Here is a 20,070-nt window from a genome sequence, read left to right as displayed (position 1 = left end):
GGGGTGTTTAGGGCTTTGGCGGCAGGCCCGCAAGGCTCAGAACGTCAGGCTGCGGAAGCGCTCCATCAAATGCGCGATGCCGGTGGCGTCGACATTGGCGAAGGCGATGCGCAACTGGCGCGCGCCGGCCGGATCCGCGGCGGGCATGAACATCGTGCCGGGCAACAGCAGGACGCCCGCCTCGCGCACCAGCCTGCGGGCGAATTCCGGCGCGGGCAGGGGCGAGGGATGCTCGACATAGGCGAAATAGGCCCCGCAGCCAAGCGTCTTCCACCCCGGCAGCGTGGCCAGCCCCGCGCGCATGGCGGCGCGGCGGGCAAGGATCTCGTCGCGTTCGCCCGCGACCCATTGCGCAAGGTTGCGCATCCCCCACAGCGCCGCGATCTGGCCAAGCTGATTGGGGCAGATGGCGACCGTATCGAGGAACTTCTCGACCTCGGCCAGCCGTTCGGCCGAGGCGACGATGGCGCCCACGCGATGCCCGGTCAGCCGGTAGGCCTTGGAGAAGGAGTAGAGGTGGATGAAGCGGTCGTCCCAGTCGGGATCGGCAAAAAGATCGTGCGGCGCCCCGCTGCGCGCATCGAAATCGCGGTAGGTCTCGTCCACGATCAGCGCAAGGCCGCGCGCGCGGGCAAGGGCAAGGAAGGCGCGCAGGGTCTCGGCGGGGTATTCCGCCCCGCCGGGGTTGTTCGGGCTGACCAGAACGATGGCGCGCGTGCGCGGGGTGACAAGCGTTGCGGCCGCGTCGGCGTCGGGCAGAAGGCCCGCGCCGGTGGGCAGGGGCACGGCCTTCACGCCCTGCATGTCCAGCCACATCTTGTGGTTGAAATACCAGGGCGTCGGCAGGATCACCTCATCCCCTTGGGCGGCAAGCGTGGCCATGATCGCGCAGAAGGCCTGGTTGCAGCCTTGCGTGATGGCGACCTGCGCGGCCTCGATCTGCCCGCCATAGGCAGCCGACCATTGCGCGGCCAGCTCTGCCCGCAGGGCGGGCAGGCCGAGGACCGGGCCGTAAAGATGCGCCTGCGGATCGCCAAGTGCTGCCTCGGCGATGGCCTTGCGCAGCGCCTCGGGCGGAGGATCGACGGGGGCCGCCTGGCTGACATTGATCAGCGGGCGTTCGGGAGGAAAGCTGACGCCTTCAAGCCAGCGGCGGGCCTCCATCACCGGGGGGGCGAAGGTTGCCGCGAAGGCCTGGTTGAGGGGGGCGGGCGTCATGGCATCCTCCGGCTGGGTCGGGCCAGATCAGCAGAGACGGGGGCGGGTGGCAAGGGGGCTTGCGCCGGCCTAGTCGGTGCCGCGGAAGGGCTGGACATATTGCAGCGCCATGTCCCACGGGAAAAAGATCCAGGTGTCCTGGCTGACCTCGGTGATATAGGTCTCGACCAGCGGCTTGCCCTTGGGCTTGGCATAGACCGTGGCGAAATGCGCCTTGGGGTAAAGCTTGCGCACCAGTTCCAGCGTCTTGCCTGTATCGACAAGGTCGTCGACGATCAGGATGCCCTCGCCATCGCCCATCAGCGCGTCCTGCGGATGTTTGGTGACCTGCGCTTCGCGCTGTTCCTGATGCGAGTAGGACTTGACCGAGATCGTGTCGACCACGCGGATGTCCAGCTCGCGCGCGACGATCATCGCGGGCACCAGCCCGCCGCGGGTGATGCCCACCACCGCGCGCCAGGTGCCATCGCCCGGACCCTTGCCGTCCAGCCGCCAGGCAAGCGCGCGCGCATCGCGGTGCAGCTGGTCCCAGCTGACATGGAAGCCTTTTTCATGGGGCAGGCGGTCGGTCATGGTATCCTCCTCAGGTCAGGGCCAGCTTGAGCCCCAGAAGGGCCAGCAGCCCTCCGAAGACGCGCTCGATGGTGGATTTCAGGTTCAGATAGCCCGCCCGCGTGCGCTGCAACGAGAAGATGCGCGCGACGATGACGTTCCAGCCGGTGTCGTTGATGAAGACGATGGCCAGAATCGCGGCATAGGCCCAAAGCGGCGCGGCCGGGGGCACGAAGGTCAGGAAGATCGTGCCGAAGAAGACCGCGGGCTTGGGGTTGGCCAGCTGCGCCAGAATCCCCAGCCAGACATAACCGAGATTGGAGCGCGCCTTCGCGGTTTCCGGCAGCGCGGTGTCCAGCGGGTCAGGCGCGTGGCGCCACATTTTCCATGCAAGATAAAGCAGATAGGCCGCGCCCAGGAATTTCAGCGCCGTCAGCAACGAGGGCGCCAGCCGGAACAGCACGGCCAGCCCGAACAGCGCCGCAAGCGCCCACAGGCAGGCGCCGATGCCGATCCCCACGGCCAGCCATGCCCCGCGCGCCATGCCCTCGCGCAGGCTGGTGCGGGCCGCCAGAAGAACCGCCGGACCGGGCGAGATGGCCGCCGCCAGATGCACGAAATAGATCGCGGCGAAGGCGGCGAGGCTCATCTCAGTCCTTCCGGCCGGTCACGACGTCGATATCGGGGGCATCGACGGCCTTCATGCCCACGACATGATAGCCCGCATCGACGTGCAGGTTCTCGCCCGTCGTGCCCGAGCCCAGATCCGACAGAAGGTAAAGCGCGGCCTTGCCGACCTCTTCCTGCGTCACGTTGCGCCGCAGCGGCGAGTTCAGCTCGTTCCACTTCATGATATAGCGGAAATCGCCGATGCCGCTGGCCGCCAGCGTCTTGATCGGCCCGGCCGAGATCGCGTTGCAGCGGATGCCGACCTTGCCGAGGTCTTCCGCGATATATTTGACCGAGGCTTCCAGCGCGGCCTTGGCCACGCCCATCACGTTGTAATGCGGCATGACCTGTTCGGCGCCGTAATAGGTCAGCGTCAGAAGGCTGCCGCCTTCGGGCATCATCGCGGCGGCACGCGCGCAGACGGCGGTGAAGCTGTAGACCGAGATGTCCATCGTCATGGTGAAGTTGCCGCGCGTGGTGTCCACATAGCGCCCGCGCAGTTCGGCCTTGTCGGAAAACCCGATGGCATGCACGACGAAATCCAGCGTACCCCATTCGGCCTTCAGCGTGTCGAACAGCCGGTCGAGCGAGCCTTCATCCGCGACATCGCATTCCACCAGAAGGTTCGAGCCGATCGAGGAGGCCAGCGGCTCCACCCGTTTTTTCAGCGCATCGCCCTGATAGGAAAAGGCAAGCTCGGCACCGGCATCGGCACAGGCCTTCGCAATGCCCCAGGCAATCGACTTGTCATTGGCGAGCCCCATGATCAGCCCGCGTTTGCCTGCCATCAGATTGCTTGACATCGACACCCCTCATGTCTCCCTTTGATAGAGCGCCAGCATTAGGCGAAAGCTTGACGCGCATCAAGGCCGAGAGCGGCACAGAGACTATCGTGGGGTTGGGCCGCAGCGTGGCGCTCCGAAGAAGACAGGACAGAGAATGACCGACCGAAGCGGGATTTTTGCGGGCGACGATCCGTTCGCCATAGCCAGGTCTTGGCTGGATGAGGCCGAAGGCACCGAGCCCAACGATCCCAACGCCATCGCCCTTGCGACCGTGGACGGCACCGGCATGCCGAATGTGCGCATGGTGCTGCTGAAGGAGATCGAGGCGGCCGATGCGCCCTCGGGGGGCGCGTTCGTTTTCTACACGAATTACGGATCGGCAAAGGGACAGGAGATCGCGCTTTCCGAAAAGGCGGCCTTCGTCCTGCACTGGAAATCCCTGCGTCGCCAGATTCGGGTGCGGGGGCTGACCAGCCGCGAAGAGGGGCCGCAGGCGGACGAATATTACGCCTCGCGCTCGCTCAAAAGCAGGCTCGGGGCGTGGGCCTCGCAGCAAAGCGCGCCGCTGTCCTCGCGGGGGGCGCTGATGGCCGAGGTGGCCAAGGTCACGGCCCGCCAGGGGCCCAATCCAAAGCGCCCGCCCTTCTGGGGAGGTATCCGGATTGTGCCGCAGGAGATCGAGTTCTGGGCCGACGGGGCCTTTCGCCTGCACGACCGTTTTCGCTGGCGCCGGGACGGGCCCAGGCAGGCGTGGGAAATTCTGCGCCTCAACCCATGACGCGGCGGCACTGGAACTTGTATGGTAAGGAATACCTGACTTTTTACTCTTGAAGCCGCCCGGCTCTGTGTGACATTTGTCGCGCCTTGCGCGGGCAGGATACAGGAAATGACAACGATGACGGACGACCAATCCGAATACAAACAGGTCTCGGGGCGCGTGAAGTGGTTCGACCCAGCCAAGGGATTCGGGTTCATACTTGATACCGAAGGCGGGCCAGACATCCTTCTGCATGCGAATGTGCTGCGCAATTTTGGCCAGGGCTCGGTGGCGGACAACGCCTCGATCACTGTCAGCGTGCAGGTGACGCCGCGCGGGGCGCAGGCGGTCGAAGTCCTCTCGATCCAGCCGCCCGAGGGGGAGAAAAGCGCCCCGATCGAGGATCTGGGCGACAGCGATGCCGAGACCATCGCCGCGCTGCCGCTGGAGCCGGCGCGGGTCAAATGGTTCGACAAGGGCAAGGGCTTCGGCTTCGCCAATGTCTTTTCGCGCGGCGAGGATGTCTTTATCCATATTGAGGTGCTGCGCCGCTCGGGCTTTGCCGACCTTGCCCCCGGCGAGGCGGTCTGCCTGCGCGTGATCGAGGGCAAGCGGGGCCGCATGGCCGCACAGGTCCTGTCCTGGGAAGCCGCGCTGCGCGAGGCCGCGCGCTGATGCGCGCCGCGGCGCTGCTGCTTGCGCTGCTGGCGGCCGGCCCCGCCCTTGCCGAATGCCGCGAGGATCTTGCGCGCCTGAAATTCCCGACGGGCGAGGCGCGTTTCAGCGTCGAGATCGCCGATGACGAGGCCGAACGCGCGCAGGGCCTGATGGGCCGGAAGAACCTGTCGGGCGGTGCGGGGATGTTGTTCATCTACGACAGCGCCCGCCCGGTTTCCTTCTGGATGCGCAACACGCCGCTTCCGCTCGACATGATCTTCATCGACGAGACCGGCACCGTGGTGCGGGTGCACGAAAATGCGGTGCCCTTCGACGAGACGCCGATCCCCTCTGGGCAGCCGGTCCTGATGGTGCTGGAGATTCGCGGCGGTCTTGCCCGGCGCATCGGCATTTCCGAAGGCGCGCAACTGATCCATCCCCGCCTTGATCCCGCGCTTGCCGCCCTTGCCTGCGAGTGACCCCTTTCCCTTCCGCCATCCCGGCGCTAGGAAGGGGACATCGGGGCGTAGCGCAGCCTGGTAGCGCGACGGTTTTGGGTACCGTAGGTCGGAAGTTCGAATCTTCTCGCCCCGACCATCCTTGCTTCTTGGTGAGAGTCCGGGCGCGCCCTTCGCGGCCGGGGCGTTCTGGTGTCTGTTGGCCGGGGGGCCTGTTGCTCCAGCCGCAGGTTTTCGGTGGGAAGCAGAAGGTCTGTTGGAAGACCTATCTTCCAAATGCTGCGTGAAACATGAATGCCGGCTATCGTCGCCTTGACCCTAGATTTGAGGAACGTTTGGCGATGAAAGCGAGCTATGACACGATCGGGTTGAACTACGCCGAATTGCGTCAGGCCGATGCGCGGATCGCAAGGTCGATCCATGCGGCGCTTGGCGATAGCAAGACTGTGCTGAACGTCGGTGCAGGCGCAGGCTCTTACGAGCCGAAGGATCGCGCCATCACGGCACTCGAACCCTCGGCTGAAATGATAGCGCAGAGACCTGTATCCGATACGAAAGTGCTGCAAGGCAGTGCTGAAAACCTACCGTTCGACGATCAGAGTTTTGACGCGGTGATGGCAGTCTTGACTGTGCATCACTGGAGCGACAAGCCGAAGGGTATGGCCGAAATGCGTCGTGTCTCGTGCGGCCCCATCGTGATTCTGACTTACGATCCCGCATTCCGCGATCTTTGGCTTTTCGACTACTTTCCGGAACTTTCCGCACTTGGTGAAAGCCAGATGCCGCCGATCGACGATTATTCGAAATGGCTCGGCCCTGTGAGCGTATCTCCGATCCTTGTTCCGCATGACTGTTCGGACGGCTTCCTGGCTGCCTACTGGCGACGTCCCGCTGCATATCTTGATCCTCGCGTTCGTGCCGCGATTTCTTCGTTTTGGAAGGTGGGCGATGTCACTCCGGGTCTGGAACGTCTGAAGCGCGATCTCGAAACCGGTGCCTGGAAAAGGCAATATGGGGACGTGTTTGACCTCGATGAGCGTGACTGCGGATACAGGCTGGTTGTGGTTCAGCAAAGTTAACGGGACCGCTGCGATAGCAGATATTCGACAGGCTTTCGCAACAGACTGCTAGGCCGGTGAAGTCGCTTCCTGTTCCCCCCGGTCCCGTGGCTTACCCAAGTCGAAACCGTCATTGGTTCGGCTGGGGATCGTGGGCCTTGTGGGGAAACAGTTCGCCACATCCACAGGGTTTGTCGGCGCGGGGTGAACAACCCTGGCGGCAGCGCGCCGCAGCGCCTGACGATTTGGCGCGGGCCGCTTCTGCGACAGTTTGGCAACAGCCCGGAGGCAGGATGACGATCTACTACATCTGGTAGGCTGTGGATGAAATTAAACCGGATTGTCATCTACATGTTGCAAAATGGCCGGATAACAGCAGAAAACGCGATGCCCGTTTGCGGCGCTGCCGCCGGTTCAGCTTGTGGATGAATCATCCCCTGCGTCGGCCCTGCCTTGCGCCATGCGCAGTCAACTGGAAAAACGATCACCGGCGCGTGAAAATTCCGTTGACGGAAGGGGCGTTCATACGTCAGTTTGTGCAGGTCGGCCGCGGGTCCACCAGATATAGTGGTTAGCGTGCAGGGCGAAATACTCCGGATGGGATGGCCGTGTCGGGCCAATACCCCGCAATTTCGCGGGCCGGAGAAGTTTTGCCCATCGCATGCCCCAAGGCGCTTGGTCAAAAACGTTACGAGGCAGGGGCAGATATGAAAATCGAACGCAAGTTCACGAAGGCGAAAACCGGGGCCTATGGTGAGCTTTCCTTCACCACCACCGTTTCCGAGATTCGCAATCCTGACGGCAAGATCGTGTTCCGCAACGAGGCGGTCGAGGTTCCGGAGGGCTGGAGCCAGGTCGCCTCGGACGTTCTGGCGCAGAAGTATTTCCGCAAGGCAGGCGTTCCGGCGCGGGTCAAGAGCGTGCGTGAAAAGGGCGTGCCCTCTTTCCTGTGGCGTTCGGTTCCCGATCAGGCAGAACTTGAGAAACTACCGGAAGATCAGCGCTTTACGGGCGAAAGTTCGGCCAAACAGGTGTTCGACCGTCTGGCCGGTGCCTGGTGCTACTGGGGCTGGAAGGGCGGCTATTTCTCGACCGAGGAAGATGCGCGCGCCTATTACGACGAGATGCGCTTCATGCTGGCCGAACAGATGGCCGCGCCGAACTCGCCCCAGTGGTTCAACACCGGGCTGCACTGGGCCTATGGCATCGACGGCCCGTCGCAAGGGCACTACTATGTCGATTTCAAGACGGGCGAACTGACCAAATCCGCCTCGGCCTATGAGCATCCGCAGCCGCATGCCTGCTTCATCCAGTCGGTCAGGGACGACCTGGTGGGCGATGGCGGCATCATGGACCTGTGGGTGCGCGAGGCGCGGCTGTTCAAATACGGCTCGGGCACCGGCACCAACTTTTCCTCGCTGCGGGGCGAGGGCGAAAAGCTTTCGGGCGGCGGCAAGTCCTCGGGGCTGATGGGGTTCCTCAAGATCGGCGACCGCGCGGCCGGCGCGATCAAGTCGGGCGGCACCACGCGCCGCGCGGCCAAGATGGTGATCTGCGACATGGATCACCCCGACATCGAGGAATTCATCAACTGGAAGGTCATCGAAGAGCAGAAGGTCGCAAGCCTCGTGGCCGGCTCCAAGCTGCATGAGCGCGAGCTGAACGGGATCTTCGAGGCGATCCGCCTGTTCGACGGCTCTGAAGAAGGGGCGGTCGATCCCGCCGCCAACGTTGCGCTGAAAGAGGCGATCAAATCCGCCAAGCGCGTGATGATCCCCGAGACCTATATCAACCGCGTGCTGCAATATGCGCGCCAGGGCTATGCCAGCATCGAATTTCCCACCTACGACACCGACTGGGATTCGGATGCCTATATCTCGGTTTCGGGCCAGAACTCGAACAACTCGGTGCGGGTGACCAACGCCTTCCTCAAGGCGGTGAAGGACGATGCCGACTGGGAACTGGTGCGCCGCACCGATGGCAAGGTCGCCAAGACCGTGAAGGCGCGCGAGCTGTGGGAGCAGGTGGGCCATGCCGCCTGGGCCTGCGCCGATCCGGGCATCCAGTTCCACGATACCGTCAACGAATGGCATACCTGCCCGGCGGACGGGCCGATCCGGGGCTCGAACCCGTGCTCGGAATACATGTTCCTTGACGACACGGCATGTAACCTTGCCTCGATGAACCTGCTGACCTTCCACAAGGACGGCAAGTTCGACGCCGAGGCCTATGTGCATGCGACCCGCCTGTGGACCGTGACGCTGGAAATCTCGGTGCTGATGGCGCAGTTCCCCAGCCAGGAGATCGCGCAGCGCTCCTATGATTTCCGCACCCTCGGCCTTGGCTATGCCAATATCGGCGGCCTTCTGATGAACATGGGCCTTGGCTATGACAGCGACGAAGGCCGCGCCTTCTGCGGCGCGCTGACGGCGGTGATGACCGGCGTGTCCTATGCCACCTCGGCCGAGATGGCGGGGGAGCTGGGCGCCTTTCCGGGCTATGCGCGCAACGCCGAACACATGCTGCGGGTGATCCGCAACCACCGCAACGCGGCCTATGGCAAGACCGACGGCTACGAGGCGCTCGAAGTGCTTCCCGTAGCGCTGGATCACGCAAACTGTCCCGACCAGGGGCTTGTTTCCCTTGCGAAATCGGCCTGGGACGATGCGCTGGAACTGGGCGCCAAAAACGGCTTCCGAAATGCGCAGGTTTCGGTCATCGCGCCGACCGGCACGATCGGCCTCGTGATGGATTGCGACACGACCGGGATCGAGCCCGACTTCGCCCTGGTCAAGTTCAAGAAGCTTGCGGGTGGGGGCTACTTCAAGATTATCAACCGCTCGGTTCCCGCCGCGCTGGAACAGCTTGGTTACGGCTCGGCCCAGATCGAAGAGATCATCGCCTATGCCGTGGGCCATGGCAGCCTTGGCAACTGCGCGGGCATCAATCACACCGCGCTGATCGGCCACGGCTTCGGCCCGCGCGAGATCGAGAAGATCGAGGCGGCGCTGCCCTCGGCCTTCGACATCCGCTTCGTGTTCAACCAGTGGACGCTGGGTGAGGAGTTCTGCACCAGAACCCTTGGCATTCCCGCCGAGAAGCTGAGCGATCCCACCTTCGACATGCTGCGCCACCTGGGCTTTACCCGCGCGCAGATCGACGCGGCCAATGACCATGTTTGCGGCACGATGACGCTTGAGGGCGCGCCGTTCCTCAAGGCCGAGCATTACGCCGTGTTCGACTGCGCCAATGCCTGCGGCAAGAAGGGCAAGCGCTATCTTTCGGTGGAAAGCCACATCCGCATGATGGCGGCTGCGCAGTCCTTCATCTCGGGGGCGATCTCGAAGACGATCAACATGCCGAACGCGGCCACGATCGAGGAAACGCTGGCGGCCTATGAACTGTCCTGGAGCCTTGGCATCAAGGCCAACGCGCTTTACCGCGACGGCTCCAAGCTCAGCCAGCCGCTGGCATCCGCGCTGGTCGAGGATGACGAGGAGGCCGAGGAAATCCTTGCCACCGGCTCGCAGCAGGAAAAGGCCGCGATGCTGGCCGAGAAGGTGATCGAGAAGGTCATCGTCAAGGAGATCGTGCGCTCGCACCGCGAAAAGCTGCCCGAACGCCGCAAGGGCTATACCCAGAAGGCGGTCGTGGGCGGGCACAAGGTCTATCTGCGCACCGGCGAATACCGCGACGGCACCTTGGGCGAGATCTTCATCGACATGCACAAGGAAGGTGCGGGTTTCCGCGCGATGATGAACAACTTCGCCATCGCCGTGTCCGTGGGCCTGCAATACGGCGTGCCGCTGGAAGAGTTCGTGGATGCCTTCACCTTCACCAAGTTCGAGCCCGCCGGCATGGTGCAGGGCAACGACTCGATCAAGAACGCGACCTCGATCCTCGATTACGTCTTCCGCGAACTGGCGGTCAGCTATCTCGACCGCACCGATCTGGCCCATGTGAAGCCGCAAGGCGCAAGCTTCGACGATCTGGGCGGCGGTGCCGACGAGGGCAAGCGCAACCTGGAACCCGTCAGCGAAAGCGCCGCGTCGAAATCGCTTGAGGTGCTGCGCCAGATCTCTTCGACCGGCTATCTGCGCAAGCGGCTGCCGCAAGAGCTTGTGGTGTTGCAGGGCGGCGTGGGGGCCACGGCCTTCGCCGGTGCCGAAGACCCGGTCGCGGCGCTGAGCACGCTGGTGCCGGAAACCGCGATGGCGGCCGCGGGCGGCGGCAGCTCGACCGCGCTTGGCTCGGGCACGGTGACGATGGACGCGCGCGCCAAGGCCAAGATGCAGGGCTATGAAGGCGATCCCTGCGGCGAATGCGGCAACTACACGCTGGTGCGCAACGGCACCTGCATGAAATGCAATACCTGCGGCGCCACGAGCGGTTGCAGCTGATCCTATCCGGGGCGGGTGCGCTCGCCCCTGACGCCGAGAAGGCCCAGGTGAAACGAGAAAGCTCGGGCGGTCAACGAATGAGCCTGATCGGCGAAACTGGCCCCCTCCATCGCGGAGGGGGCCAATTTTATTGAAAGCCTTGCGGGCAGGCTTCGGCCGGCTGCGCCGCGAGGGGCTTCACAAGATAGGCGAGGTCAGGCGGAAGATCGCTTCTGCGAGGCGACGCAGGCCGTGGCTTTGCGGGATGGTCTGGTCTGCCGTGGCCATCAGGTCGGCAGCCCAGCCTTCCAGCTCGACCAGATGTTCGGCGCTCTCCAGCAGCACCATGAGTTCGAAATTTAGCAAAAGCGAGCGTGCATCGAAATTGGCCGAACCTACGAAAGCTCGTGCGTCCGTCAGAACGGCCTTGGCGTGCACCATCGTGCCCCCAATCATGAAGAAGCGGCAGCCGTCGGCCGCAAGCGCGCGCATATAGGCGCCACGCGCAAGGTCGGCCAGCCGCTGGTTCGAGGTTGCGGGCAGCGCGATGCGCACGTCGACACCGCGGCGCGCGGCCATGGACAGCGCGGCAATCAGTCCCTCGGTCGGGATGAAGTAGGGGGTGACGATCCAGATCCTCTCGCGCGCGGTATGGCAGCTATGGACCAGTGCGTCATGCAGCGGATCGTCGGGCGTGTCCGGGCCCGAAGGCACAAGGCGCAACGGCGTAGTTCCGGTGGGCGTGTCGGCCCCCGCCGAAATCGGGGCAGGCGGGGATTTGGCGCCTGCTGCCGTCCAGTCGCTTTCGAAAAGCCGCGTGAAGCCCTGCGCTGCGGGGCCGCATAGGGTAAAGGACAGATCGCGCCAACGATCGGCGAAAGCGGTGGGGCCCAGATAGTCCCGAGCCACGTTGCGCCCGCCGGCCCAGACCCCTGTGCCATCGGCGATCACCATCTTGCGGTGATTGCGCAGATTGACATGCCCGCCGAATGGTCCGTGAAGAAGCGGAGAGTACAGTCGGACTTCGGCGCCGTGGCGGCGCAGGCTGCGCAGGGCCGCGCGGGGCCTGCGCAGTGCGCCGACCGAATCGAGGATTAGCCGCACCCGCACGCCCTGGGCCGCGCGTTCGGCAAGGGCGGCGCAAAAGGCGCGGCCAACCTCGTCATCGCCAAGGACGTAAAGCGTGACGCTCAGGCTTTCCTGCGCGCCGCGCACAAGCTCCATCATCGCCTCATAGGCGGGGGCGCCCTCGAACAGCAGCCGGAAGGTGTTGCCGGACCCGGCCGGGGCGACGCCATAGCCAGTGAGAAGCCGGTCAAGATCATCTGCGCCGGTTTCCCTGCCAGGAGGCGGCAGGGCGGCGGAGGGCAGATTGCGCCGCTTGCGGTAGCCGAAGATCAGAAACGCAGGAATGGCAGCGTAGGGCAGAAGAATGATGAAGCCCATCCAGGCCAGCGTGGATTGCGGCGTCCGGCGTTCCTGCATCACCAGCGACCATGTGAGCGTAAAGATCACCGCCGTTGCGACAAGGGCGAAATGCGCTCCTAGCCAGATCATGGTTTGGCCCTCCGTCGCCGCAACAGGTGCCACAGCCCGATGATCGACAGTGCCGCAAAAGCGAGTGCCAGAATGATCCCGGCATGATGGGCCCGGCCGAAGATCTGCGTGATCAGATGCCCGATGGTATGTCCCAGAACGGTGAAGGCAAAGGCCCATACGATGCCCGAGATCGTGACGATCAGCACATAATGGCGCGCGGGAATCCGCGAATGTGACAGGGCAAGGGGGCCGACAATCCGCATTCCCGGAATGTAGCGAAACACCGCCGCAAGCCGGTAGGGGCCGCGGTCCAGCATCGCCACCGCGCGCCGGAAGGCGGGCCTTTCCACGATGCCGCGCAGGCGAGGTTGGTCACGAAAGCGCCGCCCGAGCGCAAACCAGAAAAGATCCGACGCCATCGCGGCAAGCGCCACCGTAACCACCACCTGCCACAACACCAGAAGGTGACGATGGGCCAGGACACCCCCGGTGATCGCAACGGTCTCGCCCTCGAAGAAGCAACCCAGGAAGACCGCGGCAAGCCCGTAATGTGCAATGATCGTGTCAATGTCCATCGCGGCCTTGCCCCTCTCTTTCTTGCGGCCCGGTGGGCGCGCTCAGTGCCGGTCGCGGGCGCGGTCTTCCAGAAGTTCGATCTGGATGCGCTGCAACTCGGCCAGCTTTTCCCATTGGCTTGCCATCTGGTGGTCCATCTTTTCGTGCAGCTGGCGGATCTCCAGCTCGGCCTTGAGGTTCACGCGATAGTCGTTCTCGGCGCGCAGCCGGTCCTTGGTTTCCTGCCGCCGCTGGCTCATCATGATGACCGGGGCCTGAAACGCCGCAAGGCTGGACAGGACAAGGTTGAGCAGGATGAAGGGGTAGGGGTCGAACGGTCTGGTCAAAAGCACCACGGTATTCACCGCCATCCATGCGATCAGCACGAAGGCGAAGACCAGGATGAAGCGCCAGCTGCCGCCGAAGGCCGCGACACGATCGGCCATGCGTTCCCCGAAAGTGCTGATTTCCTCGGCCGTGTCGAGCGGGTTCTGCGAGATCGGCTGCCCGCTGTGCAGGCTGTCGATGACCTCGCGGTCAATGGCGCTCAGCTCTCCGCGCTCGTCCTCGAGAAGTTTCTCGACATAGGCGTTCCGGAAGCGGTTCAGATCCTCGCGGCAGATGAAGCACCCCGCATGCCAGCCCGGATGCGCGTTCTCGATCAGCGCGCCGACGCCGGGGCGAACAGAAATCCACGTAAACAAGCGTGAGAGCGGGAACCTGCGCTTGCAGACGTGGCAGGGGGCCGTGGCCTGCGGCTGTGAGGTGCTCATGTCGCTGCGGGTCCCGTATCATTGGCGCATCCCGAGTATATGGCCCGCGGGCACCGAGAAAAGCAGATTTCACGCGCGCCTCAATGCGCCGAAGCCGTCACTGCGCAGGTTACCCACAGGCACCGCCCGCGTGACCCAACCCCGGAAACACCTGATCAAAAACTTTTTCAATGTGTGGGCTATTTGCATCATTTCGAAAAAGCCCTGCATCTCCGATTTTACCCCTGTTTACCCTTACGGAAGCCTGTGCTGGGCGCGAAATATTACAATATTAACAATTTGTTAGGATGGACTCTCCTGAAGGCTTCTGCTGCCCGGAGTGGAGGGGGCGGGAAAAACCCGCTATCTGTCGCCATGTTCCGGATTTGTTTGCGAGAAAAAATCTTTGCATTTTGCCAATAATCAAGACGAACCGTCCCTGTTTTGCGCATTTTATCCACAGGCAAGTGGTGCGGGTCCGAATCCCGTCGGATGTGAAATTGGAAGGGCTTCGATGATCTGTGTTCTGGTCTGGCACAACGCGAAAAGCGGCGCGGCAGCCATGCGAAGCTCGTCCCTTGGCATTAGCGCGCGTGTGCGCAATCCGCAGCACGGCAAGGCGTTGCCGGTCTTGCCGGGCAATTTCGCCATGACGAAGGGCGAATTCGCGCTAAGCCGCACGGTGCAGCAGGCGCGCCATATCTCGACGCTCGTGCAACTGGCCGAGCGGGCGCTTGGGTCCGGGGCTGCCGCGCAGCCTGCGGCGGCGCCCCTGCGCCTTGTTCAGAACGGAAAGCCGTAATCGGCCACGATCGACCAGATCTCGTTGTTGAGCGTCTGAAGCTCGCGCAGCGCGTTGTCGATCTCTTCCAATGTGGTGCCGTCAAGCGTGCTGGCCGCGCCCACGCGGATGCTTTCGCGCCGGTCGGCGATGCGCATCTGGATCGCGCGTGGCGGTCCGCCATCGGCGTCGAAGGCATAGATGCAATGGTTGAAGCGGTTGCGCAGAGCCGAGAGCGCCTTGAGACGTCCGGCGACCGCCAGAATGCGTGACTGTGCCGCTTCGGGGGCGGGGCAGGCGTCGCGCTTGACCAGCCGTTCGACCAGGTCCAGCCGGGCGCGTGTTGTGTTCAGCGTCAGGTAAAGGATCACCGCCGTGTCCTTGTCGACCCGTGCGAGCCCGGCGATCAGGTGGATCAGCAGGCTTTCGGTGTTGGTCCAGGTGTAGTTCAGCGTGCCTATGCGCAGCAGAAAGGCGTCAAAGCCTGCACGTGGATCGGGCACCTTTGGCGGGGGGGCGGGATCAGTTGCCATGATGCCGGTGGAACAGAACTGCCGCTTCGGTGCGATTGCGCACGCCCAGCTTTGCGATGACGCGGTGGATATGAAGCTTTACCGTATGCTCGGACAGTTCCAGCTGCGCGGCGATGGCCTTGTTCGATTGCCCCGAGGCGACCATGGACAGAACCTCGACCTCACGCGGGGTCAGGCCACTGCCGTCTGGCCCGGCGATCTGCTGCTGCGGATCGCCGCTGCCCGCGCAGAAGGGAAGCGGGCCACGCGCCGTGCGCCGTACCATCAGCTCGGGCGGAACATAATGCCCCCCGCATAGCGTCATGCGCATGACCGACAGCCAGGTTTCGAGATTGAGGTTCATCGGCAGCAGGCTAATCTTGTGCGTGCAGATCGTATCGCCATGCCGCTGGATCAGATCCAGTGCGGCGGAGGTGTTGAGATAGGCGATCACCGGGCTTGTGCCGGCAAGTTCGGGCGCACCCTCGTGACAGGATGCGATCAGTTGCTCGGAATTCGTTTCATCCGCTACCACGGCCGAGAAAACCGGGACGGTTTCTTCGTTGGCCATGAGCGCGGACATCGACAGGAAGCGGAATATCTGCGCCGGCAGAAGCTCGGTCTGGACAGTGCGCAGCACGGTATCGGGGAATTGCGTCAAGGCTCCGACAAAACAGATCGTGGTATCGCTGGGTGCCGCACCATTCGGGCGCTCAGAGGCAAAGGTGCTGGAAAATCGGTTCGCGTTCATGGTTTCGGTTCCATTCGGCACAAGAGGGAATGGGCGCTGACCTTTGCGGAACTCGCAACACAGGGAACAATTAACGCCAACTTAACACATTCCTGGCCTTGTTTCATTAATCGAAGGGCGTATCCGGGGTCTGGAATACCTGACCTCTACGTCAATTCTTCGCCGGATTCATGAAATCGATCGGCCGATTCGTGCCAATCAGGGCCAAAAATCACCGAAATCTTCCGAGTGAAGTCCTTTCGGGCTAACCTTTCGATCAGGCAGATGATCGGTTGGGTAATCCCTAAGCAGGATACCCCTTTTGGCAAGCCTCGGAAAAAGTGCTTTCCCTTCATTGCCTTACCCTGCGTCAATAAGGTTACTCCCTCTGGGCAACTGGCTTTTGGACAGATTATGGCGAAACAATGGCACAGTTGTCGGAGGGGAGATCCGGCGGCTGTGTTGGAGGGAGGAGAACCTTCAACTTTCAGGATGACGCACAGGTTGTAGCAGCTCATTGCCCACGGGTGATGGGGGTGTCTCCTGCACCCTTGCGCCATCACGAACCACTCGGCGCTTTTGCGTCGGAACCTAAACCGGACCCGCGGCATGTCGCTTGGTAGATGAATGGCGGCGATCAAGGGTCCAAGCCAAGGAGTGGACCAAATGAGACGCAATCAGTTCTTCTGGGGTGACTGGGATTACCAGGAACAGTCCCAGGATCAGAGCCAGGACCAGACCCAGGATCAGGGTCAGGAGCAGATGCAGGAGTCGATGCAAGAGCAGGCTCAGGAGCAATACAACGTCAATGACAACGCCAATGCCAATGAGAACGGCAATGGCAATGAAAACGCCAATGGCAATGAGAATGGCAACGGTAACGAAAATGCCAATGCCAACCAGTCCCAGAATGCCAATGGCAACGAGAACGGCAACGGCAATGAGAACGCCAATGCCAACATGAGCGAAAATGCCAATGCCAACCAATCCCAGAACGGCAACGGCAATGACAACTTCAACAAGAGCGAAAACTACAACTCGAACGACAACAACACCTCGACCGATGTGAATGTCGATGTGGGCGTGAATGTCGATATCGAAGGGCTGATCCCCACCGATGACGACTTTGCCGATCTCGATCTCGAGAACACGACCACCGGCGATATCTTCATGTCGAATGGCGCCATGAGCTTCGACTACGGCCATGACATCAATCTTGACGGTGTGCTGCGCGATGCGCTGAACGGGGCGGGCAACGATGTTGGCCTTGTCAATGCTCAGGGCAACGTGCTGTCCGACGATGACACCCTGTCGGGTGCCCGCGTGTCCAACGATGGCGAGTTCTATCAGAACGGCAACGCATCTGGCGGTGACGCCTCGGCCGGCGATGGCATTTCGGCCAGTGGCGGCGAAGGCGGCATGGGCGGCAGCGGCGCCACGGCCAACGGTGCCGAGGGCGGCGGTGCGCTTGCGCTTGGCGGTCTGTCCCTTGCGGGCGGCGGAGAATCCGGCGCGGGCGGCTCCTCGACCGCAACCGGCGGTGATGGCGGCGATGCCTATGGCGTAGGCCTCGGGCTTGGCCTTGGTGTCGGCCTTGGTGCGACCGGCGATACCACGGGCGGCGATACTACGGGCGGCGATGGCGCGGGTGGCGATGGCACCGGCGGCGACGGCACCGGCGGCGGTGGCGATGCGGGCGATGCGGCCGGTATCGGCGTCGGGCTTGGTCTTGGCCTGCTTTCGGGTATCGGCCTCGGTGCAGGCATGGGCGGCGATGGCGCGGCCGGTGATGGCACTGGCGGTGACGGCACGGGCGGCAACGGTCCCGGTGGTGCATCCGGCGATGGCGGTGCGGCCGACAACTATGCCGCGGGCTCGGCCAATGGCTGGGGCGGTGGCACCGGCTCGGCCGAAGGCGGCCTTGGCGGGCTTGCCTCCTCGATGGGCGGTGCCTCCGGCGCGGCGACGGGGGGCTATGCCAATGCGGCCGGCGGCATGGCCGAAGGCGGCATGGGTGGCGCCGGCGGGCTTGCCTATGCCGGTGACGGCGGCAATGCCGGTGGTCTGGGCTCCTGGGGTTCGGGCAATGGCGACGACGGCATGGTGAATGGCGAGTCGATCGCGGACGCGGCGGCGGCGCTGACCACCACGGCCTTCAACCAGTCGATCGTGATGGGCGCCAACGTGCTTGGCAATAGCGTCGATACCACCGTTGTCGGAGGCTCGATGACCTCGACCTATATCGGTGACGACGACCTCTGAGGTCGGCAAGAGTTCGGCGGGCGGTCCATCGGCCGCCCGTTGAAACCGGGGAAACGGGTGTTGCAGCCGATGCCCGTTTCACCCTCCTCTGGGGCGCCACGGGTTGCCCGGGGATGTCACGGGAACGCAAGAGCGTCTTGAGTAACCAAAGGGAGAGGGGCGATGTTCGATATCCATTCCGAAACCATCGCGCATTTCATCGGTTATTTCGAGCTTCTGGTCGAACGGGCGGGGCTGCGGCTGGATTATGACCGCCTTAGCTATGCGGCGCGCAAGATCGACGATCCGCCGCCGCTGCCCGATGTGAAAGTCAACGTGAATTCGAACCTTGGCCCCGAAGACTACATGCCGGGTGCAATCCGGCTGGGTTTCGGGGCTCAGCCCGATGCGGGAGGGGCGGTGCCTTCTGGCGCGCGCGCTTTGGTGGTCAGCCCGTCCGCGAAATCCGGCCCGCTTGCCGAGGCACCGCCGGTCGGGGAACTGGCGTCCTCGGGTGGTGGGATCTTTGCGATGCTGCTGGCCAAGGTCGTCTATGTCATAGATCCGCCTGGGCAACTGGGCGTGGTGACCCTGCAGTTCAATGCCATGAGCGACCAGGATATGTGGCTGAACGACGCGGTTTTTCCGGTCGGATCCCTGCCTGCGCTGATCCCGTTCGAGGCCCTGCGCGCCGATCTGGCGGCACTCGTAAGCCTCGCGGGCCAGCTTTCGCCCTTCGCACCGATTTCCGCGGCCGCTACGGCGGCCGAAATCGTTGCCAGCCTTGCACCTGCCCTTGCCGCCGCCAGCCCGGCGATGGTCCCGGCGGGGGCGAGTGTGGCGATGCTGCGTCTGGGCGATCCTATCGACCCGGACGATCCGCATTCCGAGGTGTTCGGCGGTGGCCTTGTCATAGATGGCGTGGTGTCCGACGAGGTGCCGGACCATCTGTCCCAGCTTCTGGAGGCCCGTCAGGCCGAGGCCGCGAAGGTCGATGCCGTCGGGAATGGCGGCCCGTCCGATCCGCTGCCACAGGTGGTATCCACCGGCGAGAATCTTCTGTTGAACGAAACCGCGCTTGCCAGCGACTGGCTGGATGCGCCGGTGATCGCGGTCGCGGGCGATGTCACCTCGCTGACGCTGATCGCGCAGGTCAACCTGCTGAGCGATCGTGACAGCGTGACTGGCGCGGATGGCGCGCTGGTGGCGTCCGATGAGGATGCGCCCGAAACGGTGATGCTGAATGCCGCCAGCCTGACCGAGGTGTCGATGGCTGCGCGCGCGCAACTTCAGGCCGAAGCCCGCAAGGCGCAGGCGCAGGAAGATGCGAAGGACAGCGGAGAAGACCCCGCCCTGGTACTGCCCAAGGCCTGGGCCGTGACCCGGATCGAGGGCGACCTTCTGGTCGATACATGGTCCCTGCAGGTTAACCTTGTGTCGGATGACGATGTGGCGCAGTTCGCTGCGGGCGCCCATGGCATGCAGGTCGATCTGGGAGATAACGTGCTGGTAAACCTGTCCTCGCTTCTGGCGCTTGGCAGCTATTTCGATCTTATCATGGTCGGCGGAGACATGATCGACCTGACCAGCGTGCAGCAGGCCAACATCCTGCTCGATAACGATCATGTCCTGATGATGGGCGGGCAGGGCGTCGGCGGCGTCTCCACCCATGGCAACGCGCTTTGGAACGAGGCCCATGTCGAGAAGATCGGCATCGACTATCACGCCGCCCTGTCCGAGGGGTTCGATCAGGCGCTGAAATCTCTGGCCAAGGGGGTGGAGGATCTGTCCTCGATCGTCAAGGACGCGCTGTTCGAGGGCTACGAATTCCTGCGCGTGCTGTATATCGAGGGCGACCTGATCCGCACCGATACCGTGACGCAGGTCAATATCCTGGGGGATGCCGATCAGGTGGCCGTTCTGGCCGAGGATTTCAGGGATCAGGGCCTGATGCCGCTGGAACTGACCACCGGCGAGAATGTGCTGGCCAATATTGCCACGCTGAAGCAGGCCGGCCTTGACAGCACGGTGATGGCCGGCGGCGAGGTTTATACCGATGCGGTGATCTGGCAGGCGGGGATGATCGACTGCAACGACCAACCGCTTGAGGGCGGCATGGGCGCGCTTGCCTCCGAAGCTGTCGCCTTCCTCGCCGAGGGTATGATCGACCCGGTCGTGCCCGGCGATCTCGATCTTGCGATTGCGCCGGGCGAGTACTGCTCGGACGGGGTCGATGTCATGCATTCGGTGCTGACATGACCTTGGGGCCGTCATCCGCGATGCGCCGTGCCGGTCACGAAGACCATATGCCAGGAGATAGATCTTGCCCCTGACCCTGCGCCTTACCCCCGACCAGCGTGTCGATACGAAGCCCGTTGCTTCGGATGATGAACTTGCCCCCGCTCCGCCAATCCCGCCATTGCGCCC

General features: G+C 63.4%; 17 protein-coding genes and 1 tRNA gene. 9 read left to right on the top strand and 9 right to left on the bottom strand.

Features of this window, described 5'->3' with window-relative positions; translation table 11 throughout:
• Positions 1-36 precede the first annotated feature (36 nt).
• The 4 genes from AC4PTO_RS11145 to fabI all read right to left on the bottom strand — a co-directional run bounded on the left by AC4PTO_RS11145 (position 37) and on the right by fabI (position 3,242).
• Complete coding sequence (locus tag AC4PTO_RS11145) at positions 37-1,218, bottom strand: aminotransferase (protein WP_492728453.1); 1,182 nt, start codon at positions 1,216-1,218, stop codon at positions 37-39.
• 69 nt (positions 1,219-1,287) lie between these two features.
• Positions 1,288-1,791, bottom strand: coding sequence for a xanthine phosphoribosyltransferase (gene gpt, locus AC4PTO_RS11140; RefSeq protein ID WP_492728451.1), 504 nt, complete (start codon positions 1,789-1,791; stop codon positions 1,288-1,290).
• A gap of 10 nt (positions 1,792-1,801) precedes the next feature.
• Positions 1,802-2,419 carry a LysE family translocator gene (locus tag AC4PTO_RS11135; RefSeq protein ID WP_492728449.1) on the bottom strand — a complete coding sequence of 206 codons (618 nt, stop codon included), beginning with the start codon at positions 2,417-2,419 and terminating at the stop codon, positions 1,802-1,804.
• Between the two features lies 1 nt (position 2,420).
• Positions 2,421-3,242: an enoyl-ACP reductase FabI gene (fabI, locus tag AC4PTO_RS11130; protein ID WP_492728447.1), complete on the bottom strand. Its 822-nt coding sequence runs from the start codon at positions 3,240-3,242 to the stop codon at positions 2,421-2,423.
• 136 nt (positions 3,243-3,378) lie between these two features.
• Between fabI and pdxH the strand changes: the two genes are divergently transcribed.
• The 6 genes from pdxH (at position 3,379) to AC4PTO_RS11100 (ending at position 10,554) form a co-directional block, all read left to right on the top strand.
• A complete protein-coding gene (gene pdxH, locus AC4PTO_RS11125; protein ID WP_492728446.1) occupies positions 3,379-4,002 on the top strand; it encodes a pyridoxamine 5'-phosphate oxidase in 624 nt (207 codons plus the stop codon).
• A gap of 117 nt (positions 4,003-4,119) precedes the next feature.
• Positions 4,120-4,656 carry a cold-shock protein gene (locus AC4PTO_RS11120; protein ID WP_492733603.1) on the top strand — a complete coding sequence of 179 codons (537 nt, stop codon included), beginning with the start codon at positions 4,120-4,122 and terminating at the stop codon, positions 4,654-4,656.
• Positions 4,656-5,117 carry a DUF192 domain-containing protein gene (locus tag AC4PTO_RS11115; RefSeq protein ID WP_492728444.1) on the top strand — a complete coding sequence of 154 codons (462 nt, stop codon included), beginning with the start codon at positions 4,656-4,658 and terminating at the stop codon, positions 5,115-5,117. Before AC4PTO_RS11120 ends, AC4PTO_RS11115 begins: the two co-directional genes overlap by 1 nt.
• Before the next feature lie 41 nt (positions 5,118-5,158).
• Positions 5,159-5,235: transfer RNA gene (locus AC4PTO_RS11110), tRNA-Pro, on the top strand.
• A gap of 202 nt (positions 5,236-5,437) precedes the next feature.
• Positions 5,438-6,175, top strand: a complete 738-nt coding sequence (locus AC4PTO_RS11105; RefSeq protein WP_492728442.1) for a class I SAM-dependent methyltransferase — start codon at positions 5,438-5,440, stop codon at positions 6,173-6,175.
• Between the two features lie 686 nt (positions 6,176-6,861).
• Positions 6,862-10,554, top strand: coding sequence for a vitamin B12-dependent ribonucleotide reductase (locus tag AC4PTO_RS11100; protein WP_492728441.1), 3,693 nt, complete (start codon positions 6,862-6,864; stop codon positions 10,552-10,554).
• A 177-nt stretch (positions 10,555-10,731) separates the two neighbouring features.
• Here the strand turns inward: AC4PTO_RS11100 and AC4PTO_RS11095 are convergent, their stop codons facing one another.
• From AC4PTO_RS11095 to AC4PTO_RS11085, 3 genes are read right to left on the bottom strand one after another with little or no spacing between them, the layout of a single operon-like run.
• Positions 10,732-12,090, bottom strand: coding sequence for a phospholipase D-like domain-containing protein (locus AC4PTO_RS11095; protein WP_492728439.1), 1,359 nt, complete (start codon positions 12,088-12,090; stop codon positions 10,732-10,734).
• A complete protein-coding gene (locus AC4PTO_RS11090) occupies positions 12,087-12,647 on the bottom strand; it encodes a DedA family protein (protein WP_492728436.1) in 561 nt (186 codons plus the stop codon). The genes AC4PTO_RS11095 and AC4PTO_RS11090 overlap by 4 nt, the downstream gene beginning before the upstream one ends.
• 42 nt (positions 12,648-12,689) lie before the next feature.
• Positions 12,690-13,400, bottom strand: coding sequence for a DUF1003 domain-containing protein (locus AC4PTO_RS11085; protein WP_492728434.1), 711 nt, complete (start codon positions 13,398-13,400; stop codon positions 12,690-12,692).
• A 493-nt stretch (positions 13,401-13,893) separates the two neighbouring features.
• Here AC4PTO_RS11085 and AC4PTO_RS11080 point away from each other — a divergent pair, with 493 nt between their 5' ends.
• Positions 13,894-14,181 carry a hypothetical protein gene (locus AC4PTO_RS11080; RefSeq protein ID WP_492728432.1) on the top strand — a complete coding sequence of 96 codons (288 nt, stop codon included), beginning with the start codon at positions 13,894-13,896 and terminating at the stop codon, positions 14,179-14,181.
• On the opposite strand, the gene AC4PTO_RS11075 is transcribed toward AC4PTO_RS11080, so the two are convergent.
• Both AC4PTO_RS11075 and AC4PTO_RS11070 read right to left on the bottom strand, forming a co-directional pair.
• The gene (locus AC4PTO_RS11075; protein WP_492728431.1) at positions 14,163-14,693 is read right to left on the bottom strand and encodes a hypothetical protein; all 531 of its coding nucleotides are present in this window, start codon (positions 14,691-14,693) and stop codon (positions 14,163-14,165) included. The two genes, AC4PTO_RS11080 and AC4PTO_RS11075, sit on opposite strands and share 19 nt — an antisense overlap.
• A complete protein-coding gene (locus tag AC4PTO_RS11070; protein ID WP_492728429.1) occupies positions 14,683-15,423 on the bottom strand; it encodes a response regulator transcription factor in 741 nt (246 codons plus the stop codon). Before AC4PTO_RS11070 ends, AC4PTO_RS11075 begins: the two co-directional genes overlap by 11 nt.
• Positions 15,424-16,068: 645 nt before the next feature.
• On the opposite strand from AC4PTO_RS11070, the gene AC4PTO_RS11065 reads away from it, so the two are divergent.
• Both AC4PTO_RS11065 and AC4PTO_RS11060 read left to right on the top strand, forming a co-directional pair.
• Complete coding sequence (locus AC4PTO_RS11065; protein ID WP_492728426.1) at positions 16,069-17,664, top strand: hypothetical protein; 1,596 nt, start codon at positions 16,069-16,071, stop codon at positions 17,662-17,664.
• Positions 17,665-17,826: 162 nt separating this feature from the next.
• Positions 17,827-19,902 (top strand): hypothetical protein, encoded by a 2,076-nt coding sequence (locus AC4PTO_RS11060; RefSeq protein ID WP_492728424.1) that lies wholly within the window; start codon positions 17,827-17,829, stop codon positions 19,900-19,902.
• Positions 19,903-20,070 lie beyond the last annotated feature (168 nt).

This window comes from Rhodobacter maritimus, assembly GCF_058747975.1.
Note: the sequence above shows the minus strand (reverse complement) of the source record. Positions and strands in the feature narration are given on the sequence as shown.